The 20,783-nt window shown below is 59.1% G+C and carries 15 protein-coding genes; 11 read left to right on the top strand and 4 right to left on the bottom strand.

All coding sequences use genetic code 11. The features are described from left to right. Window positions 1-78 precede the first annotated feature (78 nt). The 10 genes from DSL70_RS17405 (at window position 79) to DSL70_RS17360 (ending at window position 9,760) form a co-directional block, all read left to right on the top strand. On the top strand, window positions 79-1,062 hold the full coding sequence (locus DSL70_RS17405; protein WP_119309246.1) for a Bug family tripartite tricarboxylate transporter substrate binding protein: 984 nt from the start codon (window positions 79-81) through the stop codon (window positions 1,060-1,062). A 69-nt stretch (window positions 1,063-1,131) separates the two neighbouring features. After that, window positions 1,132-1,563, top strand: coding sequence for a tripartite tricarboxylate transporter TctB family protein (locus DSL70_RS17400; protein WP_119309388.1), 432 nt, complete (start codon window positions 1,132-1,134; stop codon window positions 1,561-1,563). A gap of 12 nt (window positions 1,564-1,575) precedes the next feature. After that, window positions 1,576-3,117: a tripartite tricarboxylate transporter permease gene (locus tag DSL70_RS17395; protein ID WP_119309245.1), complete on the top strand. Its 1,542-nt coding sequence runs from the start codon at window positions 1,576-1,578 to the stop codon at window positions 3,115-3,117. Window positions 3,118-3,584: 467 nt separating this feature from the next. After that, window positions 3,585-4,613, top strand: coding sequence for a [citrate (pro-3S)-lyase] ligase (gene citC / locus DSL70_RS17390; protein ID WP_119309244.1), 1,029 nt, complete (start codon window positions 3,585-3,587; stop codon window positions 4,611-4,613). A 61-nt stretch (window positions 4,614-4,674) separates the two neighbouring features. Then, window positions 4,675-4,971, top strand: a complete 297-nt coding sequence (citD, locus tag DSL70_RS17385) for a citrate lyase acyl carrier protein (RefSeq protein ID WP_119309243.1) — start codon at window positions 4,675-4,677, stop codon at window positions 4,969-4,971. After that, window positions 4,968-5,840 carry a citrate (pro-3S)-lyase subunit beta gene (citE, locus tag DSL70_RS17380; protein WP_119309242.1) on the top strand — a complete coding sequence of 291 codons (873 nt, stop codon included), beginning with the start codon at window positions 4,968-4,970 and terminating at the stop codon, window positions 5,838-5,840. The genes citD and citE overlap by 4 nt, the downstream gene beginning before the upstream one ends. Before the next feature lie 13 nt (window positions 5,841-5,853). Then, entirely contained in the window at window positions 5,854-7,374 is a 1,521-nt protein-coding gene (gene citF, locus DSL70_RS17375) for a citrate lyase subunit alpha (protein WP_119309241.1), read from the top strand. Window positions 7,375-7,388: 14 nt separating this feature from the next. Beyond that, window positions 7,389-8,426 (top strand): triphosphoribosyl-dephospho-CoA synthase CitG, encoded by a 1,038-nt coding sequence (gene citG, locus DSL70_RS17370; protein ID WP_245418258.1) that lies wholly within the window; start codon window positions 7,389-7,391, stop codon window positions 8,424-8,426. Next, entirely contained in the window at window positions 8,426-8,995 is a 570-nt protein-coding gene (gene citX, locus DSL70_RS17365; protein WP_245418269.1) for a citrate lyase holo-[acyl-carrier protein] synthase, read from the top strand. Before citG ends, citX begins: the two co-directional genes overlap by 1 nt. A gap of 171 nt (window positions 8,996-9,166) precedes the next feature. Further along, window positions 9,167-9,760 carry an RBBP9/YdeN family alpha/beta hydrolase gene (locus DSL70_RS17360; RefSeq protein ID WP_205563317.1) on the top strand — a complete coding sequence of 198 codons (594 nt, stop codon included), beginning with the start codon at window positions 9,167-9,169 and terminating at the stop codon, window positions 9,758-9,760. Window positions 9,761-9,800: 40 nt separating this feature from the next. Here the strand turns inward: DSL70_RS17360 and DSL70_RS17355 are convergent, their stop codons facing one another. Genes DSL70_RS17355 through DSL70_RS17345 form a run of 3 tightly spaced genes read right to left on the bottom strand, consistent with a single transcriptional unit; the run spans window position 9,801 to window position 13,009 of the window. Next, on the bottom strand, window positions 9,801-10,877 hold the full coding sequence (locus tag DSL70_RS17355) for an ABC transporter substrate-binding protein (protein ID WP_162916854.1): 1,077 nt from the start codon (window positions 10,875-10,877) through the stop codon (window positions 9,801-9,803). Next, on the bottom strand, window positions 10,877-12,310 hold the full coding sequence (locus DSL70_RS17350) for a sensor histidine kinase (RefSeq protein ID WP_119309238.1): 1,434 nt from the start codon (window positions 12,308-12,310) through the stop codon (window positions 10,877-10,879). Before DSL70_RS17350 ends, DSL70_RS17355 begins: the two co-directional genes overlap by 1 nt. Window positions 12,311-12,337: 27 nt before the next feature. Beyond that, the gene (locus DSL70_RS17345) at window positions 12,338-13,009 is read right to left on the bottom strand and encodes a response regulator transcription factor (RefSeq protein ID WP_119309237.1); all 672 of its coding nucleotides are present in this window, start codon (window positions 13,007-13,009) and stop codon (window positions 12,338-12,340) included. Window positions 13,010-13,445: 436 nt separating this feature from the next. Here DSL70_RS17345 and amt point away from each other — a divergent pair, with 436 nt between their 5' ends. Beyond that, window positions 13,446-16,703, top strand: coding sequence for an ammonium transporter (amt, locus tag DSL70_RS17340; RefSeq protein ID WP_119309236.1), 3,258 nt, complete (start codon window positions 13,446-13,448; stop codon window positions 16,701-16,703). 56 nt (window positions 16,704-16,759) lie between these two features. On the opposite strand, the gene DSL70_RS17335 is transcribed toward amt, so the two are convergent. After that, the gene (locus DSL70_RS17335; RefSeq protein ID WP_119309235.1) at window positions 16,760-20,749 is read right to left on the bottom strand and encodes a translocation/assembly module TamB domain-containing protein; all 3,990 of its coding nucleotides are present in this window, start codon (window positions 20,747-20,749) and stop codon (window positions 16,760-16,762) included. Between the last annotated feature and the right edge of the window lie 34 nt (window positions 20,750-20,783).

Raw genomic sequence — 20,783 nt, 5'->3', positions numbered from 1 at the left:
GTCAGACTAGCAGACTAGTATCGCCTCCGATGGCCCGCCGAAAACAGATAAGGCTGGCTTTTTTGTGGAGGAGAAAACATGATTTCCAAAGTGGTCCGCGCAGCCCTCGCTGTCGCAGCAATGTCGCTCGCCCCTGTTGCCGCACAGGCTTTTGAACCTGAAAACCCAGAATGTATTGCTCCTGCCAACCCGGGTGGTGGCTGGGACTTCACTTGCCGTCAGGTCGGCAAGACCCTTCAGGATCTTGGTCTTATCGGTTCCACCATGCAGGTTACCAACCTCGCCGGTGGTGGTGGTGGCGTTGCCTATGCTGCAGTGGTCAACAAGCGCGGCGATGACAACGACCTGATTGTTGCTGCGTCTTCGGCAACCGCTACCCGCCTTGCTCAGGGTGCCTATCCGGGCAACACCATGGACCAGGTCCGCTGGGTTGGTGCTGTCGGCGCTGACTATGGCGTGATCGCCGTTGCTGCCAAGAGCCCGATCCAGAACCTCACGGAACTGATGGATCAGATGAAGGACAAACCGTCTTCCATCGCCATCGCAGGTGGCTCCGCAGTCGGGGGCTGGGACCATCTCAAGGTGCTGATCGCTGCCAACGCTGCTGGCATTGAGGACGTGCGCAAAGTCAAATACATCGCCTTCAACGGTGGTGGCGAAGCTGTGACCCAGCTGCTGGCCGGTTCCGTTCAGGCTTTCTCCGGCGACATTTCTGAAGCCAAGGGCTTCGTGGACTCAGGCGATATCCGTGTGGTTGCCGTTCTGTCTCCGGAACGTCTGGAAGGCGACTATGCTGCATTCCCGACCGCCAAGGAACAGGGGATCGACGCAATCGGTGCCAACTGGCGCGGCTTCTACGCTCCCAAGAACATGACCGACGATGCCTATAACTTCTGGGTATCCAAGATCGACGAGCTCTATGCTACGCCGGAATGGAAAAACGTCATGAAGAACAACGGCTTGGCTCCGCTTGATCTGCAGGGTGCAGAATTCGAGAAATTCGTATCGGAATCCGTTGCCAAGATCCAGCAGATCTCCCGCAATATCGGGATCATCAAATAACGATAAACAGGTTCCCGTTGCGGCGACTTTTGATGGTCGCCGCACACTCCGTCTAACGAGGGAATGATCATGAGTGATCGTATCTTCGGAGCTGTTGGGCTCCTTCTGGCCGCTCTCTTTGCCTATTCTGCCATGATAATCGAGGAGAGTTTCCTCTCCGATGCCGTCGGCCCCAAGGCCTTCCCGCTGATTATCGCGGCCATCCTTGCCGTCTGCTCTCTGACCATCCTGTTGAAGCCGGATGCTGCCCCGAAATGGCCGACGCTGCCCCGGTTCGTTGAACTGGTCGCCTCGATCGTCGTGATGGTGCTGTATGCCGAGTTCCTGCCGATCGTCGGGTTCGTGATTGCGACTGCGCTGGCCTCCGCCTATCTGACCTGGCGCCTCGGCACATCCGCCATCCAGTCCGTCGTGGTCGGCATATCCATCGCCGTCGGCATCTACATCATTTTCCACCTTCTCTTTGGCCTGTCTCTGGCCAAGGGCCCTCTTGGTTTCTAAGGAGCTCGGATTATGGACACTCTTTCGTCTCTCGCGGACGGCTTCGTGATCGCGATGACCTTTCAGAATCTCATCCTTGCCTTGCTCGGGTGTTTTCTGGGAACCATCATGGGCGCATTGCCCGGCCTCGGCCCATCAAACGGGGTTGCCATCCTCATTCCGCTGGCCTTCTCGCTGGGCCTTGGCGCAACGCCATCCCTCATCCTGCTGACATCGGTCTACTACGGCGCCATGTATGGCGGTCGTATCTCCTCGATCCTGCTCAACATCCCCGGTGACGCACCGGCCCTGATGACCTGTATCGATGGCTATCCGATGGCCCAGAACGGGCGAGGCGGCGAAGCCCTGGCACTGTCGGGCTTTGCATCCTTCATCGGTTCGTTCCTGGCGACCTGGGGGCTGGTGCTGCTGGCTCCGCAGCTGGTGAAAATCGCGCTGGCCTTTGGTCCGGCGGAGTATTTTGCCCTGTTTGCGCTGGCCTTTGCCACATTGGGTGGCGTGTCATCCACCAATCAGGCAAAATCGGCCTTTGCGGCGATGATCGGCCTCGGCCTTGCCATGGTCGGCGTTGATACCCAGACCGGTGTGCCGCGCTTTACCTTTGGCATCGTGCATTTCTACGACGGTATCGACTTCCTCGTCGCGATCGTTGGCCTGTTCGCCATCTCGGAAGTCTTCATCTTCATCGAGAACCGCCATGGCAGCGCCGACGCAGAAGGCAAGAAGGTCGAGCTTGGTCGCCTGACACCATCGTGGAAAACCTTCTGGGGCAGCTTCCCGACGATCATCAGGACCAGTCTGGTCGGCTTCCTGGCTGGTGTTCTGCCCGGTGCCGGTGCCTCTCTCGGCTCGTTCATTTCCTATTCCATGGAAAAGCGTCTGCTCGACAAGGAAGGCACTTTCGGCAAGGGCGATCCCCGCGGTGTGGCTGCTCCTGAAGCGGGCAACAACGCTGCCGCCGGTGGTGCTCTGGTGCCGATGCTGGCCCTCGGCGTTCCCGGTTCGGGCACGACCGCCGTTCTGCTCGCCGTGCTTCTGGCCCTCAACATCACGCCCGGTCCGTTGCTCTTTGCCAACAACCCGGATGTGGTCTGGGGCCTGATTGCTGCCCTGTTCATCGGCAACTTCATCCTGCTGCTGCTCAACATTCCGTTCGTCGGTATCTTCATCCGCGTTCTGCTTGTTCCGCCGCGCATCCTGATGCCGATCGTTGCCATGGTCAGCTTCGTGGGTATCTACGGCATCGCGGGCTCTACGTTTGACCTTGTCGTGATGGTTGGCTTCGGTGCTCTTGGTTGGCTGTTCCGCAAGATGGACGTGCCTCTGGTGCCGATCATTCTCGGGGTGCTTCTCGGCAACAACATGGAGAGCAACCTGCGTCGTGCCATCACCATTTCCGATGGCGACTGGTCGGTGCTGTTCAGCAGCCCGCTGTCCATGACGCTGTGGGCGATCTCCATCATCGGATTTGTTCTGCCGATCTTCGTTGGCCGCTTCATTCCGAAGAAGGCCAAGAAACTGCCTGAAACCGTTGAGGAGGAAGTCTCCAACTGATGGGCCTTCCGGTCGATCCGGACAAACCTGCGTGACCAGACGACCGACGGGACAAAGACCATGAAACCGGGCAAGGCGGCGACCTGTGACGCTGCCTTGCCTGAACAGGCCTTCGAAATGCAGTTTCGTTGACTTTTCCTGTCAAAATCACAGCTTTTTGCCGCGAAACACCTGCCCAAAATGACCTTGGTCAGGGACATGACAGAAAAGTCGGATAAAAAGGCTATTAAAAAGATTGCCGCCACGTCTTGTGCAAGCAAGGCTGGCGAAAAACCGGCAATCGTCGAGGGTGGATAAAACCGCAATCAACAAGGAATGAGAATAACCATTGTCACGGAAAGGCAACGAGGCGAAACGCTTCTGGAAAACCGGCTCCCAGTGCAGCCTGATCGGGCCACGCTGCTGATCTGTCTAGACCGCGTGACAATGTAAATTCTGATTGCTCAAACGGCTAGAGGAATGTGCTAGTGAGCGACGGATTGGAATTCTTGACGGTTGAACCGGCTTCTGACCCCGCGGCACGAAAGGAAATCGTGGACCTGCTGGCCAGATGCGGTCTCGATTACGAGAAGCATATCGAATTCTTCGTAACCGCGCGCCAGGAAGGCAAACTGGTGGCCTGCGCCGGTTTCGAAAAGGGCATCATCAAGGATGTTGCCATTTGCCAGACATTGAGGGGCAGTTCGATCAGTCTCAGACTGGTGAGTGAAGTCACCTATCTTGCCCACAGCCAGGGCTATCAGATCCTGTTTGTCTATACCGAACCGCACAATGCCGATTTCTTTCTCGGCTGCGGTTTCTACCCGCTGGTGGAGGTGCCCGGCCAGACGGCTTTGCTGGAAAACACCCCGGTCGGTATCAAGAACTATTGTGCCTCACTGGCCAAGCTGCGTATCGAGGCAGACAAGATCGGCTGCGTCGTGGCCAACGCCAACCCCTTCACGCTTGGCCATCTCTACCTCATAGAGGAGGCCGCCAGATCCTGCGACTGGCTGCATCTGTTCATCGTCAAGGAAGACGCCTCGCTGTTCTCCTATCACGACCGCTTCCAGCTGGCCAAGGAGATGACAAAGGATATTGCGAACCTGACGCTGCACGAGGGGTCGAAATACATGGTCTCGCGGGCGACTTTCCCGGCCTATTTCTTCAAGGACAAGGGCATGGTGGGCCAGTGTCGGACAGCCGTCGACCTTTTGCTTTTCCGCAAATATATCGCACCGGCGCTCGGGGTGACCCATCGGTTCGTCGGCACCGAACCCTTTTGCGACACCACGCGCAAATACAACAATGACATGAAATTCTGGCTGCAGGAGCCAAGCGCCGTCGCCCATCCGATCGAGGTGGTCGAGCTGGAGCGGACCAAGCGTAGCGGCATCGCCGTCTCAGCTTCCCATGTCCGCCATCTGCTGGCCGCCGGGAATTTCGAGAAGATCAAGGAATTCGTGCCACAGCCGACCTTCGATCTCATCATGAAGAAATATGCCAATTCTATCTGACTGTCCGACGGCAATAGCCGCTGCGGCATGACCAAATTCTGAATATCAAGAGGAGCGAAACATGCAGATCATACAGGAGGCGTTGGCGGGGACACTCGAATCGAGCGATCTCTTCGTCAGGGTCTCGCCATCCGAGGGAGCGCTCGAACTGATCCTGAACAGTGAAGTCCAGAACCAGTTTGGCGACCAGATCAAGAAGGTCGTGGAAGCGACCCTGGCCAAACTGGGCGTGTCCGAAGGCGCGACCGTGATCATCGAGGACAAGGGCGCGCTTGATTGCGTCATCGAAGCCCGCGTCGAGGCAGCCCTGTTGCGGGCCGCAGGTGACAAATCCGTAGATTGGGAGTCCATGTCATGACCCTGCGTCGTTCCATGCTGTTCATTCCGGGCTCCAACGCCGCAATGATTTCGACCGCGTTCGTGTTCAAACCCGACTCGGTCATGTTCGATCTGGAAGATGCCGTGTCCCTGCGCGAAAAGGATGCCGCCCGTCTTCTCGTCTATCATACGCTCAAGTCGTCGCTTTATGATGGCATCGAGCGCGTCGTCCGCATCAACCCGCTGTCCACGCCATTCGGCAGGGATGATCTCGAGGCAGCCGTGCGTGGCGGCGCCGACGTCATTCGTCTGCCCAAGACCGAAACCGCGGATGATGTGAAGGAACTGGAGGCCTGCGTCGAGGAGCTCGAGCGCAAATGCGGTCGCGAGGTCGGCTCGACCTTGTTGATGGCCGCCATCGAATCCGCTTCCGGCGTGATCAACTCGGTTGCCATCGCCAACGCATCGAAGCGCCTGATGGGCATTGCTGTTGCCGGCTTCGACTATGTTGTTGACATGCAGACTGAGCGCGGCGACGGGTCCGAGCTGTTTTATGCCCGCTGCGCCGTTCTGCATGCGGCCCGTGCCGCCAAGATCGATGCCTTCGACGTGGTCTATTCCGACATTAATAACGAGGAAGGTTTCCTCAAGGAAGTGGATGTCATCAAGCGACTGGGCTTCAACGGCAAGTCGCTGATCAACCCGCGTCAGATCGAACTGTTGCACAACGCCTATGCGCCAACGCAGGAAGACGTCGATTATGCCAACCGCGTGGTTGCCGCCGCTGCAAAGGCCGAAGCCGACGGGCTGGGCGTCATTTCGCTCAACGGCAAGATGATCGATGCGCCCATCGTGGACAGCGCCAAGCGGGTTCTGAGCCGTGCTCAGGCCTCCGGCGTCAGACGATAGGGAGCGCTTCAAGATGGACAAGAACAATCAATCGGCTCCGGGGAGGAGCGAGACGGTGGCTGAACCGGAACTGTTTCAGGGCTTTGCAGCAAAAAATCCCTATCTGGCTGATCCGGTGGCAAAGCTGGACCGCAAGCTCGTTGATACGGTCCAGGAGGCCGTCCGGCGCGTAGGCCTCAAGGATGGCATGACCATTTCCTTCCACCACGCCTATCGCGAGGGGGACAAGGTCATCAACATGGTCGTCGCCATTCTCGCCGACATGGGGTTCAAGGATCTGACGCTGGCCTCCTCGTCGCTGGTTTCGGCCAACGCACCGCTGATCGAGCATATCAGGAATGGCGTCATCCGGAAAATCTACACATCTGGCATGCGCGGCAAGCTGGCTGACGCCATCTCCCACGGCCTGATGGATGAACCGATTACCGTGCATTCCCACGGTGGCCGCTGCGCTCTTATCGAGACTGGCGAAATCAATATCGATGTTGCCTTCATCGGTGTGTCGGCCTGCGATGCCTATGGCAACGCCAATGGCTTCTCCGGGCGTTCCCGCTGCGGCTCGCTGGGCTATGCCATGGTGGATGCCCATTTCGCCAAGAGCGTCATCATGCTGACCGAAGAGATCGTTGCCTATCCCAATGCTCCGGCCAGCATCCGGCAGGATCAGGTGGATTGGATCGTGCAGGTGGATGAGGTCGGTGACCCGGCCAAGATCTCCGTCGGGGCGGCCCGCGCCACCACCAACCCGCGTGAACTGCTGATTGCCCGCCTGTCGGCGGAAGTCATGGAATATGGTGGCTACTTCAACGACGGCTTCTCCATGCAGACCGGCACCGGTGGTTCTTCCACGGCGACAGTGCGCTTCCTTGAAGAACGCATGCGGCATCTCGACATCAAGGCCGCGTGGGCCCTTGGTGGCCAGACCGGCGGCATGGTCGACCTGCACAACAAGGGTCTGATCGGCACACTGCTCGATACCCAGAGCTTTGATGCGGTGGCGGCTCGCTCGCTCGAATCCTCTCCCAACCACGTCGAGATTTCGGCTCATTATTATGCCAGCCCGATGTCCAAGGGCGCCGTGGTGGATCGGCTTGACATGGTCATCCTGTCGGCACTGGAAATCGATCTTGATTTCAATGTCAACGTTCTGACCGGGTCTGACGGGGTCATGCGTGGTGCTTCCGGTGGCCATTGCGACACCGCAGCCGGTGCCAAGCTGTCCATCGTGACCGCGCCGCTCATCCGCTCCCGCATTCCCACCGTGGTCAAGAAGGTGACGACGCGGGTGACACCGGGCGAAACCATTGGTGTTCTGGTGACGGACCATGGCATCGCGGTCAACCCGAACCGGCCCGATGTGGAAGAGCGTCTGCGCGCGGCAAACCTGCCGGTTCGCTCTATCGAAGAGCTCTACCAGCGGGCAATCTCGATCACGGGGGAACCCAAGCCGATCGAGTTCCTCGACAAGGTGGTTGGCGTCGTGCGCTATCGCGATGGCACGGTGATTGATACCGTGCGTCAGGTTGCCAAATGACGGCAGGCGCTCCAATGGACAAGACCACAAGGCTGGCCGTGCCTGAGGATGCCGCCTGCGCAGCGTCTGATGGCATGGAGGCGGACGGGAGCTGTTCCCCCGTCCTGCCGCAGTTTCCTTTCTCCCTGCCGAGGCTATCCTCGGTCGAGCCTCTGGGAAGGCCCGTATCGGGGGGGGAGGAACTGGCGGATCGCCTTGCGCATCTTGTCCATGAGGCGCTCGTAATCGAGGCAACCCTCACGCCCAAACCGGGGCTTGTCGACGGGCGCAACGACGGCGCCCACAAGGATATGACGCTGGCGACCTTTCTTGCCAGCGCCGCCGCCCTGAGGCCACATCTGGCGGCATTCGTCACGGCGGGGGTCAAGGCTGCCTTCGAGCCTGCAGCCGATGCGCTGCTGCCGCTGCGGGCACAGGGTATTGTCTGCGAAGAGGCCATGAATACGGCGACAGCTGGTGTCAACACTCACAAGGGCGGCATCTTTGCCTTCGGCCTTTTGCTTGGCGCTGCGGGCCGCTGTCATGGGCGTGGCGACGCCCTCACGGTCGAGGCTCTGTGTGCCGAGGTGGCGCTGCTTGCCGATGGTCTTGTCGGCAAGGAACTGGCTTGTCGCCGCAGAACGGCCAGTACGGCAGGGGAATATATCTACCGGCGCTACGGTCTCACCGGTGCCCGAGGCGAAGCCGAAAGCGGCTTTGCGCTGGCCCGGCATTGTGCGCTTCCTGCCTATCTGGCGGCGAGGCGGGCGGGGCAGGATGGCGATACAGCACTGCTTGCAGCCCTGCTGGAGCTTCTCATCCACAATAGGGATACCAATCTGGTGGCCCGTGGCGGAATTGATGGTCTGACTTTTGTGCGCAACGAGGCTGCGCGGCTGAAGCGCCTTGGTGGCGTGTCCTCGCCTCAGTTTCTGGCCCGCTTGATGGCGCTGGACGAGGCGATGATCGATCGCAACCTCAGTCCGGGCGGCAGCGCGGATCTGCTTGCTATCACTTGGTTTCTGGCCCAGCTCGGCCCCTTCGGTTTCGATGGCCGGGGAGGGCTGGCGTGATGGTGGACCTTGATGGCTGGCTTGTCGGCGATGCGGTCGCGCTTCCGGCCATGCTGGCTGCACGCGAAGCTCGGGTGCGTCGGCGCGAGGACGGACTGGCCCATTATCGTCAGCCAACCCTCACACTGTCCGTGGTCATGCCAGGTCCGGTGAAGCTCTGTCCGCTCACCAGCCTGCTGTTTGAAGAGGCCCTGAAGGCTGTGCCGCAGGCATTCGCGGTGCGCGGTATCGCGTTCGAGATGCTTTGGAGCGGCAGCCCAGCCACCGGCCCGGAAGCGCTGTTCGCCGTCGATACCGGTGTGGAGGATCTCAAACGAGCCATGGTGACTCTCGAAGAGACCCATCCGCTGGGGCGGTTGTGGGATCTGGATGTGCATAGGGCGGACGGCCGCAGCATCTCCCGTCGCGATCTCGGTCTTGCCCCGCGGTGCTGTCTTGTCTGCGACGAACCGGCTCACGCCTGTGCACGGTCCCGACGCCATGAGCTGGAAGAGGTCTGGTCGACAATGGTCAGGCTTGTCAGGGCTTGGCAGGGCGGGGCAGAAAAAGGCGCGGACATTTCATCGTAGGGTCACATGGCTCTGGCAACAGACCCTTGGCCATGGAAGCGAGGGCAAGGCGCACCGGCTGAGGTCTGACCGAAGCCAGTGAGACATCTCTCAGGCGAGAGTTGAAGATTGGGCGCATTGGGAATAGATTACCGATGCATTGGTTGAAACTGTATTTCGTGGAGTTCCTTTTTGATTAAGAAATTGACGGACCCTGAGGTTCTCAAAGCACTTGAGGCTCACGCGGAACAGTTTGACTTCATTCTCGTGCCCGGTTTCAAGAACAGCGGCCCGGAGCATTGGCAGAGCTTCTGGGAACGGGAAATCGAATTGTTTCACAGGATTGAACAGAGCAAGTGGGAACAGCGCGACATCGTGCTGTGGATCGACGCCATCGGGCGCATGCTGGCCAAGCGCAAGCGTCCGGCGATACTCATCGGTCACTCCCTCGGTGCGCTGGCCTCATCCTGTGTCATCGCCAGTGGTGATCTCGACATTGTCGGCGGCATGTTTGTGGCACCTGCTGAGCCGATGCGCTTTGCTGCCGAGGACCGTGTGCCCCATCAGACACTGCCCGTTCCGACTGTGGTTGTCGCCAGCCACAATGACAAGCTCATATCCTTCGCGCGCGCCAAGGCACTGGCTGATGGCTGGGGGGCTGATTTCATCGATGTGGGCGAAGCGGGCCATATCAATTCCGAAGCTGGCTTTGGCCGCTGGCCCTACGGGCTGACAATCCTCAAGGAACTGGCCGACCGCATTGCCGCGAGCCAGAAGGCCGACTGACAAGTCGCCCGGTCTTGCCGCACGATCAGGCGCCCATTCCTCACTCGGTCTCGGGCTTTTTGAAGAGACTGTTCCAGACATCCAGAAAATAGCGCCGCTTCAACGTGTCTTGATAGGTCAACAGCGCAATCCCCATCTTGATGGGCAGATAGGCGTTGGTGGAATTCGGTGGCAGCTTGAGCCGCCGCTGCTCCGGCGCAATCGGGATCAGCGAGGTTTCTTGCGCCATCTTTTGCTGGCCTGCGTCCGACAGCAGATATTCCATGAAGCGCTCCGCCTCTGCCCGCTTGTGCGAGTATTTGTAGATGAAGGCGGTGCGTGACATGACGATCGTGTAGTCTTCAAACTGGAAGATGCCGACATTCGGATCGCGGGAGGCGAGTTCTAGCGCATAGGTGCCGATCACATTGTAACCGAGAATGAGGTTGCCCGACGCCACCGCATCCAGAATCGCCGACGTGAAGCCATAGGTTCGCATCTTGGCTCGGCTCAGCGCTTCGATAACCCGGAAGATCTTGTCGCTCTGGATGGCATCTTGCGTGAAAAACAGGTAGCCCGCGCCAGAGGAAGCCGCGTCATAGGTGCCAACCTTGCCCTCGAAAGTCGGCAGATTATTGATCAACAGGTCGGCAAGGTCCGAATGGGTGCGGGGCAGCGGATAGCCCTTGAAGGCGGCCTTGTTGTAGACCAGCACGATCGGCTCATAGGTGAAGCCGTAAAGCTCGTTGCGCCATTGCGCCCAAAGCGGTGTCGAGCCTGCCTTGTCAGCACTGAAGGGGGAGGCAAGCCCCTCGTTCACCAGCTTGACCTGCAGGTCCATGGCCGAGCTGATCACCAGGTCTATCTTGCTGTCCCTGCGCTCCCTTGCGGTGATGACATGGTCATAGAGCTCATTGGTCGTCACTTCATGGTAGGTGACGGAAATGTCGGGATTGGCCTGCTCGAAGGCGTGGATCAGGCTTTCAAAGGCTGCGGTGTCGGTGGTGCTCCATATGTCGATTGCGGTCCTGTCCTGTGCCCAAGCGGCTTGAGACAGAATGCAACAGAGTAGCCCGGCAATGATCGAGGCCACGGTACGCCAACTGGCAATCATCGCCTTTTGGTGAGCGCTAACCATCATGTGTCCCCCGACTTTCGCGAAAAGATCATGCGCACACTGAGGCCTCCCAGTGCTGAATCCCCCAGTTGCAGACGGGCCCTGTGGCTGCGCATGACCTCATCAACGATACTGAGGCCAAGACCCGAGCCCTCGGAGGCAGTTTCCGTGGTGTAGAAGCGTTCCAGAACCTTCAACCGCTTGTCCTCGGGAATGCCCGGTCCGGCGTCATCCACCTGGAGGATGAGCTGGTTAAGCCTCTTGCCGGTCTTGGCGAACAGGGAGATGTCAATCTTGTTGTTGGCGGGGCCGTGCTCGATGGCATTGTCGATGACGTTGCTGAGCGCCTCGCGCATGGAGATCACATCGCCAGCGATGAGGTCGGCATCGGGCCCGCCATCTTCGATCTCCGGGGCGATGGACACCGAAAAGTCGATGTCTGATTTCATGTGCTCCCGGAGCAGGGACTGCAAGACGGTCTTGATAAGATCGGCAAGGTGAATGTCTGATACGATCTTCTGGTCGGCCCGATGGATCACCATCGCGTGGGCCAGAAGCTGGTTGGTCAGGTGAATGGTCTTGCGGCTCTGTCGCTCCGCCTTGTCGACCCGACCTTGCTGCAAGGCGGGATCCTGCTCCTTGCTGGCCAGCTCCAGTTGCCCCTGCAGGGCGGAGAGGGCCGTGCGGATCTGATGGGTCACATCGGCGATGAAGATCTGGGAATGGTCCAGATTATTTTTGAGGCGCGATATGAAGCCGTTGATCGACAGGATCAGGCTGGCCACCTCGCGCGGTGGAGTTACGGGCAGGGCCGTGAAATCGGAGATATCCCTCTGTCGCAGATTCTGCTCCACGTCGATCAGTGGATGCAGGGCCCGGTTGATGGCGATCCAGACAAACAGCAGCCCGACTATGGTAATGAAAAGAGCAACGGCAAATCCGTTCCAGAAGAGATCTGCCACCATGTCGTGCCGTGCGATGCAGGTCTGACCGAATTCGACGATCAGCCAGAGGGAGCGGGCGTCTCCGGTGAGAAAACGGGCCTGCTGCATGAAGCGGACCGTCTCGCCGCTATAGGCATCATCCCAGTAGACCGGCCGTTCGCTGGGCTTGTAATTGGCCGCCGGGCGCAGATCGTGCGAGGCGGTGATGGTCTCGTTGTCCTGTGTGAAGATCCGATAGAAGACGCGGTCCTGTTTGGCAAGGCCAAGGATCTCGAATGCCGAATAGGGAATGTCGACCCGCACCTCGCCTGACGTCAGGTTGGCGCGCTCCAGAATCGCCAGTGCTGCGCCGTGCAGCAAACGGTCATAGGATTCGTTCGCCGCCTGTTGCGCATAGCCCCAGAGCCCGACGCAGATCACCGTCAGAATGGCCAGAAACCCGGCACCCATGCTCAGGATAAGCCGGTGGCGAATGGACTTCTGCGTGAGGCGCTTGGAGGACTGTCTCATCTGTGCGTCGCGCTCCGGCGGTCTGGCTCAGCTCTCATCGATATGGCCGATGTAGCCGAGCCCGCGAATTGTCTTGATCAGAAAGGGCGATCCGTCCAGCTTCTTGCGCAGGCGCGTGATGGTTTGTTCGATGGCATTGAGACTTGGCGTTTCGTCGAAATTGTAGATCTTGTCCGCGATCTCCTCCTTGGTCAGGACACGATCCGGATTGGTCAGGAACAGCTCGAACAGCTGCACCTCCTTGTTGCGCAGCTCGACGTCCTGACCATCGACATTGGCCAGCTTCGTGCCCCAGTCGAAGGTGAGATTGCCAGCCTTGAACAGATTGCGGGCAAGCCCGGACTTGCGCCGTGCCAGCGCCCGGCAGCGGGCAATCAGCTCACGGAAATCGAAGGGCTTGGTCATGTAGTCGTCGGCACCGGCATCAAGCCCGACCACGCGATCGTCAATTTCCGATCGGGCAGAAAGCACCAGCACGGGCGTGTCGAGATTGCGCGCCCTTATGGAGCGCAGCAGTTCGAAGCCGTTGCGACCGGGCAGGTTGATATCCAGCAGGATGAGATCGAATTGCTTGTGACGCAGGATAAAGTCCGCCTCGTCGCCGTCACTTTCGTGATCGATCACGTGGCCTTCCTTGCGGAAGCGCTCGACGACGGTTTCCGCCAGCGCCATGTTATCTTCGACAAAAAGTACGCGCATTCCTGATGCTAGATCTTTGATCCCTCCCAAGCATCTGGGCTGTCTTGCTATACCTGTCCTCCCCAGAGCCGGTTCAGAGTAGGTTTCAAGCTGGCCCGGGTCAATAAGCCTCTCCTTATAGCCTGTGATATCCGAAAAAATTCTGATCTGGCCTGAAAGGGAGCAGGGCGACCGGGCGACTTGAGACCAATCGGGGTGAGCTGGCTTTGCCAGAGGCATGGAGTTGCCAGAGGCAAGGGACTGCTGCCCGGTTGTCAAAAGAGCGGCCCACCAGCCTTCCGTGTTGGCGTCAACTGGCGCATCTTGGTACTGATCCAGTAAGTGTATCAAATGATTGAGAGTACAAATTCATCGGAGTTTTGAATAAATCGAAATTTAACTCACCCCGTATAGTATCAAGTTCGTTTCAACTTCTGTACTGTGTTGATTGACGACTATGGGTATTAAATCTGTAACTGTTTCCTTGCTAATATTGTCAGTGTTCTTGACGGGGTCTGCAAATGCTTCCGACGCTTCAACACTGAGGGCTGATATTGACCTGACGTGGGTCATGTCGGCGGCTGCGCTTGTGATGTTTATGCAGGTCGGATTCCTGATGCTGGAAGCCGGGATGGTGCGGTCGAAAAACTCCATCAACGTGGCGCAGAAAAACCTGCTTGATTTCGTCTTCTCGGTGGCAGCCTTCACCATTGTAGGCTTCATGATCGCCTTCGGCCGGTCCTACGGCGTGATCGGGCTCGACTGGCGCTATTTCGGCCTCCAGCAACTGACCTCGCACGAGGCCGCCTTCTTTGTTTTCCAGATCATGTTCTGCGGCACGGCTGCGACGATTGTTTCCGGTGCGGTTGCCGAACGGATCCGGCTGTCTTCCTATGTTCTGGCATCTGTTTTCCTGTCGGCGATCATCTTTCCCGTTTATGCCCACTGGGTTTGGGGCAGTGCGCTCTTCCCCAACGAAGGCGCCTTTCTGGCCAACATGGGCTTTATCGATTTTGCCGGGTCTTCGGTCGTTCACTCGACGGGCGGCTGGGTCTCGTTGGCGGGCTGCCTCCTGCTCGGCCCGCGCGACGGGCGCTTTGATGCAAAGGGCAAACCGGTGCGCCTTGCCGGCCACAGCCCTGTTCTGGCGACCACCGGCGCGTTGCTGCTGTTCATTGGCTGGCTCGGTTTCAATGGCGGCTCGACGCTGACGGCAAGCGAGAATGTCGCCTATATTATCCTCAACACCGTGCTCGCAGGCGGCTTTGGCACCATCGCCGGGTTCAGCCTAGGGTATTTCCAGGACCGCCACTATCTGCCAGAGAAGTCTCTTGCAGGTCTTATCGGTGGTCTGGTTGCGGTAACGGCTGGTTGCGCCGTTCTCACGCCACTTGGCGCGATTGTCATTGGCACGCTGGGCGGTCTGGTTGCCGTCATCGCCAACCGCATGCTGGAGACCCGTTGGAAGATTGATGACGCGGTCGGGGCAATCGGGGCGCATGGCTTTGCCGGGCTGGTCGGCACCATAGGCCTTGCTCTGCTGGCACCGGCCCATCTGTTCGAACATGGTCGTCAACACCAGATCCTGATCCAGATGCTCGGTGCAGGTCTCAATTTCGTTGTCAGCTTCGGGCTCGGCTTGCTCTGCTTCTGGTTCCTCAAGCGCTTCCTGCGTCTGCGTGCCAGCCCGGAAGAGGAGCTGGTCGGCCTCAATATTGCCGAACATGCCACCCGCATCGGTGTTGGCCATGTCGAGGAAGCAATGGAAAAACTGCTCTCCGGCCAAAGCGGGTTTTCACAGCGTTTGCCGGCCGTGGCCGGTGACGAAGCCGAGAACCTGACCAGTCTGTTCAACAATCTCATGGTCAATCTCGAGGCTGAGCATAACAAGCTGAGCGAGCTGGAATTGCTCAAGGCGCAGTCGGAAGAATCCGAACGCATCGCCGCCCTCTCGAATGCTACATTCGAAGGCATCGCCATCCACCACAATGGCATGGTGATCGATGGCAATCGCCAGATCGCGGAATTACTCGACTACAGCCTTGATGAGGTCATTGGCAAGAACATCATGCAGTTTGCCGATGAAAAGCATCGCGGACGCATCGAGCGCTCGATTGCCGAAAACTGCGTTGAACCCTATGAAGCCGTGCTGCTGTCCAAATCCGGTGAACGGATTCCCGTTGCCATCCGCGGCCGCATGATCAACTACCGGGGGCGAGATGTTCGCATTTCCTGCTTTGTTGACCTGAGGGAACGCAAGGCAGCAGAAGAGCACATCCGCATCATGGCGCAGCACGATGCGCTGACCGGCGTTGCCAACCGGTCGCTGTTCAACACCCAGCTTGAAAACGCTGTCAGAACCGCAACAGAGCAGCGTGCCATTGCCCTGATCCTTGTTGATCTTGATCGCTTCAAGAATGTCAACGACGTCTATGGCCATCCGGCAGGGGACATCGTCATCAAGGAAACAGCAGCGCGCCTCAAGGCAATCGCCGGGGTCAATGACAGCGTCGCCCGTCTTGGTGGTGATGAATTCGCCATCATCCAGCGCAATATCCTATTCACCAACCAGGCTGCTGATACCGGGCACCGGATCGTCAACGAGTTGTCGCGACCGATCCAGATCGACGAGAACACGTCTGTTCTGATCGGGGCCAGTGTCGGCATAGCCCTCAGCCCGGAACATGCCAAGGACGCAGAGACCATCTTCTCTCGCGCCGACATCGCGCTCTATCATTCCAAGAACACTGGCCGCAACATCTCCAATCTCTATCGCTCTGGCCTCAACAAGCTGATGGAGAAACGGCGCGCACTGCAGGCCAGCCTTGAAAAGGCGCTCAAGAACGATGAGTTCGAGCTCTACTATCAGCCGCGGGTTGATGCCAGAACGCTCGAAATCAATTCCTATGAGGTCCTGTTGCGCTGGAACCACCCGGAGAAGGGGGTCATCAGCCCCGGTGAGTTCATCCCTGTTGCAGAAGCCAGCGGTCTGATCGTCGGGATTGATGCATGGGTCTTCCGGCGGGCCTGCGAAGATGCTGCCAAGCATCTCAACGGCTATCGGATCAGCGTCAACATCAGCCCGCTCGCCTTCCTGCAGCGTGATTTCGTGAAGTCAATCCAGTCTATGCTTGAGCAAACCGGTGCAGCACCCGAGCAGATCGAGTTGGAACTGACGGAAAGCATGCTCATTGAGGATGACGAGCGCGGACTTGCCGTCATGAAGCAACTGAAGGCGCTGGGACTGGCGCTGGCGCTGGATGACTTCGGCACCGGCTATTCGTCGCTGTCCTACCTGTCCAAATATCCGTTCGATACCATCAAGATCGACCGCAACTTCGTTGTGGCACTTGGTCAGGAGAAAAGCGCGACGGCGATCATGAAGGTCATCATTGGCCTGGGCAAGGGCCTCGGTATGGACATCGTGGCCGAAGGTGTCGAGACGCTTGAAGAAGCCGCATTCCTTCGCGAGCATGAATGCGACCAGCTGCAGGGCTATTTGATCAGTCGACCAATGCCCATCGAGAGCATCATGCGAGAGGTGCCGGAAGAAGACCGCACAGCAATCCTCAAAGCAGAGCGGGACTTGCAGGCCGACCGTCAGGTCGCGGCCCTCAGATCGCTGGATCGGTCAAGGGACCTGGCCGGTGATGGTGAGGCCAGAGACGATCATGACGATGCTACCGGCGACAATCACGCAGTCTCAAGCTGCTGATCCGCCCTTAATGGCGTGTCAGCGGCAAAGCCGCTGGCAACACTCTTCATCAACGCTCAGTAATCCCGTTCGAAGAACAGACCGGCCTTGGTTTCACCATCCGAGCTTGCTTCGCCGTGGGCCTTGATCTGATTGGTGATATCGAGATCGATGCTCACCTTGCCTGCGTCACTCGCCGTGCTCTTCTCGACATTGATATAGGTCCGGTCGTTGATGTAGCGCCCGACACCGACTGTGGTCTCGTTGGTTTCCGCATCGGACTTGATGTCGATGTTGTCGATACCTGCCATATTGCGCAGGCGGTCGAGCACACCCGGTCCCGAATTGACCCCGCTCAGAGTTGCCACTGCATTGGCCAGCTGCGCCAGCTGGATGGCAGAAAGCTCGGAAAGCTCCTTGTCGAAGAACAGATGTGCCAGGATTTCGTCTTCCGGCAGGGTCGGAGAGGAGCTCAGCGCGATTTCCGGGGCAGAAGCATAGCCCCCGACCGTAACCGTGTAGGTAGTGCCGCTGTTGGTGGAGCTGGCCGAGAAATCGAGCGCCGGATCGAGCGTTCCGGCAAAGCTCACCGTGCCATTGTCGAAGTCGAGCCGCTTGGTCAGAATTTCCAACCGACCCCGCTGCATGGCAATCGTACCCAACGGACGTGGATCTGATGTGGTGCCGCCGATCTTGATGGTGCCACCAAGCTCGGCATCCATGCCGCGACCGCGAATATAGATGCTGCGTGGTGCGCGGATATCAAGATCAAGCTGCATGGCCGGTCCGGAGCTAGCGGTGCTACTATCTTTGGGAGCGAATTTCTCCGCCTGTTCGGCAACCCGCCCTTGGGCGTTCTTGTGGGACACATCGACCGGCGACAGGGTTTCGGGCAGCTTTTCCGGGATCAGGATTTCTGTTGTCTTGAGGTCGATGCGGCCGGAGATCACCGAATTGCCGGTGAGCGGCCCCTTGAGGGTCACGGTTCCGTTGAACAGGCTGCTCAGAATCTCTTCGTATTTATAGGCGCCATCCTTGATGGAAACGGTGATGTCTGCCGGCAATCCGGCTTTGGCATCAATCCCGACGGTGCCATTGACCGTCAGCGTCCCCTTCTGACCAAGGCGACCGGTGACATTCTGAATGCTGGCCTGTTGTCCTTCAAGCCGGATGGTGCCGCCCAGATCGCGCAGCACAAGCCCGGAGGAGAATTCGGAGAAGCGGGCACCCTTGGTGGTGATGGTGCCGTTGATGGTGGGGGCGGAGAAGCTGCCGGTCACATTGGCCGAGAGCGTCGCGCCACCATCAAGCTGCAATCCAGCATCGGCGAGGCTTCTGGCCGCAAGCGAAAAAGGCACCGAGCCCTTGGCGGCAATGCTCATGGTCTGGCGCGCAAGCCCGACGTTGCCATTGACATCGAGGTCGGCACCGCCGCCACTCAGATGGTTCTGCATGGTGATGGCATTGCTCTCGAAGCGGCCCGACGTGCTGATGGCCATTTGCGGCACACCGGCCTGTCGCGTTGAGCGCACGGAAAGGCCGCTGACGGCGCCTTTCCAGCTGGCTGACGGGTTGGCCGACGGGCCAGTGATTGTCGCAGTGAGGTCAAGCTGTCCGGTGGGTGTCTCGCCGGTCGGGGCGACCTTTTCGGCAATTGCCAGCGGCAGAGCCTTAAGTGTGACGCCGAGGTTCAGTTGCTCACCGGCCGAGCCGGACACCGTGACAAGGCCATTGTCGACCTTCAGTTTCAGAGGCGAGTCGAGCGCAGCCCCGTTGGTCAGATCGATGTCGACCGGGTCGACCAGAGCTAGCGCGATGGATTTCCAGCTGCCGGTGAAGTGCTTGAGGGCAAGGGCGGTCTGGCCGTTCTGCTGCAACAGAGCGCCTTCGAGCGTAACGGGGGCGTTCGAGACTCTGGCTGTCATCGAGAAGGGCAAGGAGCCGTTGCCGCCGGTCATCTTGGCGTTGAGCGAGCGAATGGTCTCTCCCGAGGCAGTGATCCGGTCGACTGCAAGACTGGACTTCATCGCCATCACACCGGTTGCATCCGTGATGGCCGAACTGAGCTTGAGCGCCGACAGCGACACGGCTTTCATGGTGAGCTGCGGCAGGGTTGCCTCGACCGAGACAGACTGCTTGCCATCGGCTGCCGTAAGGCCAACATCCGCCTTGAGCGAACCAGTAAGGTCCGGCTGCAGCAACAGCGGGCCGAAAGCGGCAAAATCGGCGACGGAGGCAACAAGATTGCCTGAGGCCAGCCCTTCAGGCGTCAGAGCCAGTGCTCCGGTTACCTCTGCGCCGGGAGCCGAAACGGACAGGCGTTTGATGGACCGGCTGCCATCCTCGTTGGTTGCCAGTTCGATGGCGCTTTCAAGGGGCGACCCGTCATAGAGAGCCGACAGGGTAAGGGTCGCGTCGGGGGCGGCGGTGGACGCAAGATCCAGCTTCAGATCGGTGATGGGCTTGTCGTAGACCTTGAGAGACTGTCCCCGCATGGCAAGGATCAGACGCGGTGCCTGTGCCGAGCCGTCAACGGCAAAGTCGCCGGACAGAGCTCCGGTGAGCCCCTCGTTCAGTGGTCTGAGATTGGCAAGTCCCAGCTTGCCCTTCAGCGCCAGAGCATCTGGGCTGTAGCTGCCCTCGGCTGCAAGGGAGGCCTGTCCCGCAGTCAGCTCTGCCTTGTCGAGCCGAATGGCCTCGCCATCGAGCACGCTTTCAATGACCACTGTCTTGTCGCCCTTGAGGATGGCATCAACCGGAGTCGAGCCGGTGGCAAGATCAGCAATCGCAAGGTTGGCCGTGATGGCTCCTTTGCGGTTTTCGATATCGAGTTCCGGCGCAGTCACCGACAGGGAGGCCCCATCGAGAGTGAGGGCATCCTGAGACAGGCTGTCGACGGAGCCATCAAGCGTCAAGGCCGCCTTGGTCAGCGTGCCGGTCATCCGTCCCTTGAGACCCACATGGCCGATGATCAGGGACGGGGCGTCCTGTTGCTGCATTTCGATCCGTGTGCCTTCGGAGCCAAGGTCGAACTGCATCGCCATGTCGAGGCTCTTGTTCCGGTTGTCGACAAAGCCGCTGGCCGTGAGGCTGGCCAGCCCGGAGACGAAGGAGAATTTCTTGAGCGCGATCACATTGTCGCTGGACTGTTCGACCGAGAGGTCGACATTGCTGGTGCCTGCGACCAGTGGAATGACGGCCTTCGGCAGGAAGGGCGAAAGCTTGCCGAGCAGTTTGGCATTGACCCGAGAGCTGCCATTGGCAATCCCCACGATCACCTGCCCGCTGACTGTGGTTTGGCCGTCCAGTTTGACCGTCAGGTCGGAGCGCCAGTCATTGGCCGGTCCGTCGCCCTTCATCGCAACATCGATGGCAGGAAGATCGGCAATGTCGATCAGCCGGGCCGCAAGACCGCCGCGTGGTTCCGAAAGGCTGAGCGACAGCTCACGGCGATTGTCGGTCGGGTTGATATCCCAACTGGCAGTAAAGCCTCCCTCATCGGCACCCAGGTGATGAATGTCGAGCGACCCCTCGGTCAGAAACGGGCTGCCCAGCAGTGCCATGTTGCCTGACAGGGTGAGGTCTGCGGCCTTGCCGAGCAGCGCCTCGCCAAGCGAGATTTTCGCGATGGAAAGGCTGTCGATCCGCGCAGCGACTGCGGGCAGGGTCGGGATGAGCGAGCCATCGCTGCTGGTGTCTGCAGGTTGGGTGCTGGCTTTGGGGGGACGAACAACCGAAAGCTCTGCAAGCGACAAGTCATCCACTGACAGGGAAAGGCGCAGAAGATCGGACAGCGAATAGTGACCGGACAGACCTTTGGCTTCGAGCCATGTGCCGTCCTTGTCAGACAGCGCAATCTTGCCGATCTTGACCTCACCCAGAAGGCTGTCAACGCCTGACAATTCTACCTGCTGTTCGTCACTGCTGGCCAAAGCGTTGACCATCGAGGCTGTCATCGACAGGCCGAAGCGCGTCGACAGCATCAGATAGCCAACCAGCAAAAGCGCCAGCAGCGTGAAAAGCAGGATGAAAAGACCTCGGGTCGCCAAGGTGCGTGCAGACGTCATAGTTCCCTCATTTCTGGAGAGCCGGAAGAATCAG

This window comes from Cohaesibacter haloalkalitolerans, assembly GCF_003574655.1.
GTDB classification, from domain to species: domain Bacteria; phylum Pseudomonadota; class Alphaproteobacteria; order Rhizobiales; family Cohaesibacteraceae; genus Cohaesibacter; species Cohaesibacter haloalkalitolerans.
This window is presented reverse-complemented; position numbering and strand designations above follow the sequence as displayed.

Bases quoted from the DNA above. Each gene is read 5' to 3' on its own strand.
- DSL70_RS17405 (WP_119309246.1), top strand. From the start codon at position 79: ATGATTTCCAAAGTGGTCCGCGCAGCCCTCGCTGTCGCAGCAATGTCG.
- DSL70_RS17400 (WP_119309388.1), top strand. From the start codon at position 1,132: ATGAGTGATCGTATCTTCGGAGCTGTTGGGCTCCTTCTGGCCGCTCTC.
- DSL70_RS17395 (WP_119309245.1), top strand. From the start codon at position 1,576: ATGGACACTCTTTCGTCTCTCGCGGACGGCTTCGTGATCGCGATGACC.
- citD (WP_119309243.1), top strand. From the start codon at position 4,675: ATGCAGATCATACAGGAGGCGTTGGCGGGGACACTCGAATCGAGCGAT.
- citE (WP_119309242.1), top strand. From the start codon at position 4,968: ATGACCCTGCGTCGTTCCATGCTGTTCATTCCGGGCTCCAACGCCGCA.
- citF (WP_119309241.1), top strand. From the start codon at position 5,854: ATGGACAAGAACAATCAATCGGCTCCGGGGAGGAGCGAGACGGTGGCT.
- citG (WP_245418258.1), top strand. From the start codon at position 7,389: ATGGACAAGACCACAAGGCTGGCCGTGCCTGAGGATGCCGCCTGCGCA.
- citX (WP_245418269.1), top strand. From the start codon at position 8,426: ATGGTGGACCTTGATGGCTGGCTTGTCGGCGATGCGGTCGCGCTTCCG.
- DSL70_RS17355 (WP_162916854.1), bottom strand. From the start codon at position 10,877: ATGGTTAGCGCTCACCAAAAGGCGATGATTGCCAGTTGGCGTACCGTG.
- DSL70_RS17350 (WP_119309238.1), bottom strand. From the start codon at position 12,310: ATGAGACAGTCCTCCAAGCGCCTCACGCAGAAGTCCATTCGCCACCGG.
- DSL70_RS17345 (WP_119309237.1), bottom strand. From the start codon at position 13,009: ATGCGCGTACTTTTTGTCGAAGATAACATGGCGCTGGCGGAAACCGTC.
- amt (WP_119309236.1), top strand. From the start codon at position 13,446: ATGGGTATTAAATCTGTAACTGTTTCCTTGCTAATATTGTCAGTGTTC.
- DSL70_RS17335 (WP_119309235.1), bottom strand. From the start codon at position 20,749: ATGACGTCTGCACGCACCTTGGCGACCCGAGGTCTTTTCATCCTGCTT.